At 52.2% G+C, this 2,820-nt stretch carries 1 protein-coding gene and 1 pseudogene; one reads left to right on the forward strand and one right to left on the reverse strand.

The window, feature by feature from the left end; genetic code table 11:
- Window positions 1-264, reverse strand: a pseudogene (locus VGE80_RS09100) (hypothetical protein); the annotation flags it as partial.
- A 1,239-nt stretch (window positions 265-1,503) separates the two neighbouring features.
- Between VGE80_RS09100 and VGE80_RS09105 the strand changes: the two are divergent.
- Window positions 1,504-2,820, forward strand: a 1,317-nt coding sequence (locus VGE80_RS09105) for a sensor histidine kinase (RefSeq protein WP_440592430.1), incomplete at its 3' end; no start/stop codon positions are given.

The raw sequence follows: 2,820 nt of genomic DNA on the forward strand, positions 1-2,820 counted from the left end.
GATGCCGTCGACTGCGACAAGCACCACAGGAATGTGCTGAAATTCCGGCTCCTGCGACCGGACAGCCAGAACTCCGTGACTTCCTCCCCACAAGAGCGATGGCTCAAGCAGAACGACATCGGGGAGACAAGCTCTCATCTGTTGAATACATGTCAGCCCATCATGAGCTGTCGTGACTTCCATATCATGCTGCTGCAATTGCTCAACATACCACCAGCGACGGTAGGCGGAGGAACTGGCGACGAGTACATGAATCGGCATCATGATTTCCCTCTACACTCATCCCGTCCAATACGAAACTGACCTAAACTCAACGACTTACACCTGCAACTGTTGAGTCCTCCAATACAGGCGATCCCTATGCACTTCGCATGCCAAGGGCCAGCCCGAGAAGAAATAAACGAAATCACATATGGCCTGTGGAAACAGACTTACAAGAGCGGAAAGCGATTTGCCAAATGGAACAAAGAACGGAGCGTTGCCGATTAGCTCAATCAAAGCGAAACACTCTCCGCGGACGTTAGCTCTTCGACACTCGTTTTGTCAGTGAACACATGATTTTCTTGAGGCATGCTCTGCCGACGGCGATCGAATCGGCACTAAACCTGCTTCGTCGGGGCCGTTTTCCCAAATGAGTGTTCAAGAATCGCGAGTGTGCCGATAAGGAGTTCTGCGGCCTCTCTCGCGACAACTCAAATGGCCCGTGAGTCAGGGCTCGAACTTGAGCAAAGTTCTCGGCCCGGGAGTGACTCATGGAAATAAGCTGGCGCCGTCGCAAACTTGTGCGCGTTACTTTGCCAACGAAGTAGCGCACCTGGAATAATTTCTCCATTTCACCTGCTCTCAATCTGATGGTGCAAACCAACGTAAAGTGGCGTGAAATTGATTCCGGGTGAAATCACTTTTTTTACAATGAACTGATGCTCACTTTTGTTGGGGATGAGTGAGAGCAAAAAGGGTACATATGTGTCTGGGAGAAAGGTGTCGGTTTCTGCCACCCAGCACGACGGTGGCGAGGTGACTAAAGGGCAAACACAGAAGGGATGAAGGGTAAGGCTGTGGCGTTGACCCAAATTTCCACGATCACGAACTGCCCGCTCGTGGTACGCCGATCGGGAAATATCTGCTTGTTCTGATCAGGGGGGCAGGATTGACCCAGTCGCGACGCGGGAACGGTTTCAAGCCGTGTGGTGAGTTGGTGGGTTGAAAATCGATTAATCAAAACTTGAGGTTGGGCGGTCGTCATGAAACGGGATGGGGGGAGGATATTCGTATCCGTCTGAAGTTCAGGAAGTGCTGCGGTTGACGAATTTTCTTACGCGGGTAGATAGCGTGCGGACCATAACTGCGTGATAATCGACAAACGCAGTGAGAGTTTTCCCGCAGACCTGTCTGAACCTCCAATCAGTGAGAGTTGAACTCGGCGGGAGCGCATGCATGTCAGCTCGTATCAAATGGAATCGATCGTACTGACGGGAAAGCCGCTTCAGCCGAAGGCCCTACATGAAGACTAACTTCTACAAATCCCTTTTTGTCCAGGCGCTGATTCCCGTCTTCTGGGTGCTCGCGCTATACATTTCGATGAACATTTTGACAACATACTACGTTGTCTGGATCGAACGATCCAATCAACGCGTATTCGTCGAGAATGTCGTTCCTGTTCGCGCTGCCGAAGAATTGAAGGTTGTGATCTGGCGAATGGTGGCTGAGTGCCCTTCGAACCAGGAAGATCTGCCCAGGTTCCGAGAGCGCTGGGAGAACTCCAAGTACCAGATTGCCAAGGAACGCAATCGTCTGAAGGCATCGCAGCATGTTGAAGGGAATCAGGAGGTCCTGCAGGCTCTTGAAGGGCCACTGAATGCCTATCTGGACATTTTCAGGGGGCTGTTCGAGGTCAGGGAATCGACAAACACCTTCGATCCAAACCTGAACGCATCTATCCGCCCTCAGGCGATTGAGCTGGCACATCAAATTACGGTCAATGCCAATGACATCATCCGCGTGAATCAGCATGCGACGGACATGTATAAAGAACAGCGGCGCCGCGTGACGAATACGATTCTGTGGTTCCGTTCGGGAATTCTGCTGGTCGGACCATTACTGGGCATTTTTCTTGGTTGGCGCCTCTCGCGGCGTTTGAACCAATCAATTTCCAGAATCGCAGTGACCCTACATGATGCTTCGTCGAAGAGCGACAGCAACATTGGCACGATTGATATCAACGCATCAACCGATTTTCAGGAAGTTCAGCAGAAGGCAGAGCAATTTGCTTTTCGAATGCGCCAAGTCAGCCGTGACCTTCAGGCCGCGCGACGCGAGGTTCTTCAATCCGAGCGACTCGCTGCGGTCGGTGAACTTGCGGCGGGGGTGGCCCATGAAATTCGAAATCCGCTGACATCGGTCAAGCTTCTGCTGCAGCATGCCATTCGGCAGGCTTCGGGGCCCAAGCTGGACGAAAGTAAGCTGCGGTTGATTCTGGAAGAAATTGGTCGGATGGAATCGACGATTCAGGGGTTGCTCGACTTCGCCCGTCCTCCGCAGCTCAATTGTGTCCTGCATGACCTGGCCCAGACACTACAGCGAGCCTTAAATCTGGTCAGTGCACGTGCCCGGCAGCAGGGAATTGAAATCATCGTCCGACCGTGTGAGGTTCCCCTCATGGTCGATGGAGATACCGAGAAGCTACATCAGGTACTTGTCAATCTGTTGATTAATGCCATCGAAGCGATGCCCGATGGAGGACAGTTGACGATCGAGGCCAGAATCGTAGAAAGAACGCATTGCCGACTCTCGGGAGAAATGGTGGTCGAACTTGGAAAT

Origin of the sequence: Schlesneria sp., from assembly GCF_036405755.1 — a bacterium.
Lineage (GTDB): Bacteria > Planctomycetota > Planctomycetia > Planctomycetales > Planctomycetaceae > Schlesneria > Schlesneria sphaerica.